The following is a 5,328-nucleotide window of genomic DNA, read 5'->3' as shown; positions in this document are numbered from 1 at the left end:
GCTCATCATGCTGAGCGGGCTAGGTTTCGCAACTTTTGCAACCGCCGATGGGGGGGGCCATGGTCAGCCAGCGCCGCGGCCGGCCAGCCGCAGCCCCAGACCGCCCGTCGTCACGCCGCCTACCGCTGCGCCTAGGAAGCTTAGTGAACTCGAGGGCGTCGGCGTCGTTCGCGCTATCGACCCCGCAGCCGGCAGGATCACCATCTCCTATGAGCCGATCGAGCATTTGAACTGGCCGTCCGGAACCATGCCGTTCCGGGTGGGTAAGACCGCCTTACTCGATGGCATGGCGGTTGGGGTGAAGGTGCGCTTCAGGCTTGAAAGCCAAGAAATTACGGCCCTGAGGCCATTCTAAACAGCACGAGGGGCGGCTCCGCCCCACAAGTTTGCTGCGGGCCGGGTGCGGGCAGCAGGAGGCTTCGGTGACGAAGCGGCGGGCGATCGCGGCAGCGCCCCACGACGGCAAGCATCTGAGGCGAGCGCGCACGTCGATGCGACGCCTCACGCTGAAGGAGCCGACGCCTCTGACGTGTTAGGGATGGATAAGAAGAAATAGCTCCTGGCAGGCGTTGCGCAGGCACATAGCGCCCGCGGCCTGAGCAGGACGTGTGCCCTCACGAGCCCAATCGGCTCGAGGCGAGCCGGCGAAGACGCGGTCCTAAGGTCCAATTGCCTCGCGACCGCGTCCAGCCAAGCTGCCGATCAGACCTTGATGTCGAGGCCGCCAGTGGCCTTCGTGTTATGCGAGGTTTCGCCCGAGGTGTGGTTGGTCTCAGGCTTCTCGGGGGGTTGTTGCGGCTGCGGCGGGCGCGCGGCCTGGGTCAGGACCGCAGAGTTGACGGCGCTGGCGCTGGAAACATTCATTGGGCTTTTCCTTCTGTCCCTAGGTCTGCTCATACTGAGCAGGCACCTTCACTATTCCACAAAGACTTAATGGATGCTGAAGCCGCACCGGCGATGCCGGGTTGATGCTCGGCAGCGGCCGGGGGGCCACGAGGCCAACAGCCTGTTAACCCTGTTTTGCGATCTTGTTGATCGGTGTCGATCAAGAGCGCGAGCGCATGTCCCTGGTCTCCTACAAGATCTTTGAGGAGACTTCGACCCTGGCGGCGGCGCTTGGCGTGATCGGGCTAGGCTGTGTCCTGATTTGGCCGTTTCTCCGCAGCTATCGTCAGGTGATTGCGCTCCAGAGCCTCGGGGCGGCGGCGTTTGCGATCTATTTCGCGCTGCTGGGCGCGTCAACGGCATGCGCAGTTTGCGTCATCTCGATCACGCAGCTACTGGCGGCAGCCTGGATCAGAGATCGGGGCCTGATCGTCGGGTTTTACGCCGCCACCTTGGTGGTGTTGGCGTTGGTCGCCGCGGCGACATGGCATGGGGCGCCGTCGGCGCTTGCCCTGGCCGGCAGCCTTGCCGGCTCAATGGCGAGGCTTCAGCAATCGACTATGCGCATGAAGGCGATGTTCTTGATCGGCGCGCCGTTCTCGCTGGCCCACAATCTTCTGGTCGGGGCCAGCTTCGGGCTGGGCGTCGATGCTGTCTCGATCGTCGGAAACGCCATGAGCCTGCTGATGCTCTTGAGGCCGGTTGGCTGGAAACCCCGGCTCAGCGGGGTGGTCTCTTCGGATGTGGTGGTCCGGCGCAGCGCTATGGCGCAACCCACCTGAAGACGGGCCGCCCCTGAACCAAACCGAAGCCGGGCATTCCAACTACGCCCGCTGGGCGCCCTGACGACTGGGGTCCTGGAAAACAAAGGAACACCCCGATGAGACGCACCCTTCTGACTGCGACCGCCTGCGCCCTGGCTTTCAGCGGAGCGGTGGCTTCGGCTCAGCCTTACGGCGATCATCGGCAAGGGGGTTACGATCAGGGCCGCGATGGCCGTGATAACCGCTACGACAATCGCGGCGGTGAGCACTGGGCCCGCGGGCAGCAGCTCCCCAGGCAGTGTCGCAGCCGATCCTACATGGTGAGAGACTACCGCCGCTACGGCTATGCGCCGCCGCCGCGCGGACATGCCTACTACCGCACCAACAGCGGCGACGTCGTGATGGTCGCCGTGGCGACCGGGATCATCGCGTCCATCATCGCGGGATCGAACAACGCAGGCAATGGGCGGCCGGGAGACGCTTCTCCCAACCCCTACGGCCAACAGCGCTACGGCCAGCCCGGCGGCGGATATGCTCAACCGTCGTACGATGGCCGGTCGCCCCACTAGCGATCGCCTCAGGCCGGCCGTCATAAGCTTGAACCTTGGCGAGGCCGGGCAATTCGGCGGCGGTGGAGACCCCGCCTACGCAGAGCTGCACGAGCAGCATCGCGGACTCGGTGAAGTGGGCTGCACCTACGGCGGCGGCACGATCGTCACTGTTCGGCCTCGAAAACCTTCCGGCCGCGCCGGCGCCAGACCTCCACCAGGCTCGCGCCGCCGTCGCCTTTCAGCATGTCGGCCAGGCCCAGGAAAGCGCCGAGCAGGGCGGCCCGATCGTCCTCGGTGAGATCCACCAAGCCGGCCTTTTGAACCAGGCCGCCCAGTTCGATAAGTTGACGGGTGCGGGCGCGGCGTTCGATGGCCCAGGCGCGATTGTCGGAACGGGCGCGGGTGGCCTCAACCCGGGCCATCGCCGCCGCCGTCCGCCGCTCCGCCTGCGTCGTCGCCCGCAGGTTGGCCAGCAACCTTTCGCGACCGCGCGCGCCGTTGAAAGAACTCAGCCCCCAACCGGCGCCAGCCCTCCTTCGTGTCGGGTTGTCTCACCCCTTCGATCGCGGCCAGCAGCACGCCGGCCAGCGTCTCGGCGTCGAGCGCATCGGCCCCGGTCGCCACGACCAGCTCGTCGAACTGGACGAGGCGTTTGGCCTTGAGCGTCTTGGCCTTGTCCTGAAGGGCCTTCAGCTCGGCGTCGATATCACGGGGTTTGCGGGCCACGTCCCATCCGTTCAAGCGATCTACGGCGACACCGGGAAGTGAATCACGGCCGAGGTGCGGTGTCCATCACGAAAAGCCGTAAGGTTTTGAGTGCGCGCTTATACGTCGTGCCGACGTGCGCTTGTGGATGGGGCCGCGAGCGTGCATTCTGCGGCGCATGGCGATCTACCATTTCAGCGCCAAGGTGATCAGTCGCGCCAACGGCTCGTCCGCCGTGGCCGCCGGCGCCTATCGTTCGGCCTCGCGGCTGCATGACGAACGGCTCGGCCGCGACCACGACTTCAGCAACAAGGCCGGCGTCGTGCATTCCGAGATCATGGCGCCGGAGGGATCGCCCGAGCGCTGGCAGGACCGCGAGGCCTTGTGGAACGAGGTCGAGGCCCTGGAGAAGCGCAAGGACGCCCAGCTCGCCCGCGAGGTGGAGTTCGCCATTCCCCGGGAGATGAACCAGGCCCAGGGCGTGGAGCTGGCGCGGGACTTCGTGAGCCAAGAGTTCGTGGACCGGGGCATGGTCGCGGACCTCAACGTGCATTGGGACATCGGGCCTGATGGCCTGGCCAAGCCCCACGCCCACGTCATGCTGTCGATGCGCGAAGTCACCCCCGAAGGCTTCGGCAAGAAGGCGCGGGACTGGAACAGCCGCGAGATGCTGGAGGGCTGGCGCGAGCGCTGGGCCGAGCACGTCAACGAGCGCCTCAACGAGCTGGGGATCGAGGCGCGGATCGATCACCGGAGCCTGGAGGCCCAGGGAATCGAGTTGGAGCCGCAGCACAAGATCGGCCCGGCCGCGATGCGCCGCGAGGGCCGGGGCGAGGGTCACGGACCCGAGGACGCCGAGCGGGTGACCGAGCACCGGGAGATCGCCCGGCGCAACGGCGAACGGATCATCGCCGAGCCGAGCGTGGCGCTGGATGCAATCACCCGCCAGCAGAGCACGTTCACGGACCACGACCTGGCGCGGTTCGTTCACCGTCACACCGACGACGCCGAGCAGTTCGGCGAGGCGATGAGCGCGGTGCGGACCTCGCCCGAGCTGGTGGCGCTCGGCCAGGACGGGCGCGGGCGGGACCGCTACACCACGCGCGAGATGCTGGCGACCGAGGCGCGGCTGGAGCGCACCGCCGGCGACCTCGCCGATCGGCGCGGCCATGGCGTGTCACCGGCGGCCAGGATGAATGCCCTGGCCGCCGGCGAGCGTCGCGGGTTGGCGCTCGGGGGGGAGCAGCGCGACGCCCTGGAGCATATCACAGGCGGCCAGGACCTTTCGATGGTCGTGGGCTACGCCGGCAGCGGCAAGAGCGCCATGCTGGGCGTGGCGCGCGAGGCGTGGGAGGCCCAGGGCTACCAGGTGCGCGGCGCCGCCCTGTCCGGCATCGCGGCGGAGAGCCTGGAGGCGGGCTCCAGCATTCCCTCGAGGACGATCGCCAGCCTTGAGCACAGCTGGGGGCAGGGGCGCGACCTGCTGACCTCGAGCGACGTGCTGGTGATCGACGAGGCCGGCATGATCGGCTCGCGGCAGATGGACCGGGTGCTCCTGGCCGCCGAGCGGGCCGGGGCCAAGGTGGTCTTGGTAGGCGACGCCGAGCAGCTCCAGGCGATCGAGGCCGGTGCGTCGTTCCGGGCCCTGACCGAGCGCCACGGGGCGGCCGAGATCACCGAGATTCGGCGCCAGCGGGAGAGCTGGCAGCGGGAGGCCACGCGCGAGCTGGCCACCGGGCGCACAGGGGCGGCGCTGGAGCGTTACGACGCCGCCGGCATGGTGCGGGCCCACGAAACCCGCGAGGCGGCGCGGGAGGCCCTGGTGGACGGCTGGGAGGCCGTGCGGCGCGAGGCCCCGGGCGCCAGCCAGATCATGCTCGCCCACACCCGCGCGGACGTGGCGGAGCTGAACCATCTCGCCCGGGTTCGGATGCGCGATGCCGGCGAGCTCGGAGAGGATCTAGCTCTGGCGACCGAGCGCGGCGAGCGGACGTTCGCGGCCGGCGATCGGATCATGTTCCTGCGCAACGAGCGCTCGCTGGGGGTGAAGAACGGCACGCTGGGGACCGTGGAGCGGATCGACGGGCCGAGCCTGTCTGTCCGCCTGGACGGGGCCGACCGCCTCGCCGGCGAGGGCCGCCAGGTGCAATTCGACCTGAAGGACTACGCCGATTTCGATCACGGCTACGCCTCGACCATCCACAAGAGCCAGGGGGTGACGGTCGACCGCACGCATGTGCTGGCGACCGACGGCCTGGACCGCCACGGCGCCTATGTCGCCATGAGCCGTCACCGGGACGGCTTGGCGGTCCACTACGGCGCCGACGACTTCAAGGACCGGGCGCAGCTGGTCCGCGCGCTCGGCCGGGAGCGGGCGAAGGACACCACCCTCGACTATGATCGGATGTTCGCCGAGCGGCGGG

The 5,328-nt window shown here is 68.3% G+C and carries 7 protein-coding genes; 4 read left to right on the top strand and 3 right to left on the bottom strand.

Annotated features, from left to right (window positions below; genetic code table 11):
• A partial coding sequence (locus AX721_RS26925) for a copper-binding protein (RefSeq protein ID WP_156467188.1) occupies positions 1-355 on the top strand: 355 nt, incomplete at its 5' end.
• A gap of 347 nt (positions 356-702) precedes the next feature.
• Here AX721_RS26925 and AX721_RS27415 read toward each other — a convergent pair.
• Positions 703-864 carry a hypothetical protein gene (locus tag AX721_RS27415; RefSeq protein WP_156467187.1) on the bottom strand — a complete coding sequence of 54 codons (162 nt, stop codon included), beginning with the start codon at positions 862-864 and terminating at the stop codon, positions 703-705.
• 197 nt (positions 865-1,061) lie between these two features.
• On the opposite strand from AX721_RS27415, the gene AX721_RS15440 reads away from it, so the two are divergent.
• Positions 1,062-1,667, top strand: a complete 606-nt coding sequence (locus AX721_RS15440) for a YgjV family protein (protein WP_156467186.1) — start codon at positions 1,062-1,064, stop codon at positions 1,665-1,667.
• Between the two features lie 98 nt (positions 1,668-1,765).
• Entirely contained in the window at positions 1,766-2,218 is a 453-nt protein-coding gene (locus AX721_RS26920; RefSeq protein WP_082769860.1) for an RcnB family protein, read from the top strand.
• Positions 2,219-2,364: 146 nt separating this feature from the next.
• Here AX721_RS26920 and AX721_RS15430 read toward each other — a convergent pair whose 3' ends face one another.
• Together AX721_RS15430 and AX721_RS15425 are read right to left on the bottom strand one after the other, a co-directional pair.
• On the bottom strand, positions 2,365-2,622 hold the full coding sequence (locus AX721_RS15430) for a conjugal transfer protein TraD (protein ID WP_068876896.1): 258 nt from the start codon (positions 2,620-2,622) through the stop codon (positions 2,365-2,367).
• A complete protein-coding gene (locus AX721_RS15425) occupies positions 2,609-2,926 on the bottom strand; it encodes a conjugal transfer protein TraD (protein WP_068876895.1) in 318 nt (105 codons plus the stop codon). Before AX721_RS15425 ends, AX721_RS15430 begins: the two co-directional genes overlap by 14 nt.
• A gap of 157 nt (positions 2,927-3,083) precedes the next feature.
• Here AX721_RS15425 and traA point away from each other — a divergent pair.
• Positions 3,084-5,328: Ti-type conjugative transfer relaxase TraA (gene traA / locus AX721_RS15420; protein ID WP_068876894.1), on the top strand; the 2,245-nt coding region annotated here is incomplete at its 3' end.

The organism is Phenylobacterium sp. CCH9-H3 (assembly GCF_001557235.1).
Lineage (GTDB): Bacteria > Pseudomonadota > Alphaproteobacteria > Caulobacterales > Caulobacteraceae > Phenylobacterium.
This window is presented reverse-complemented; position numbering and strand designations above follow the sequence as displayed.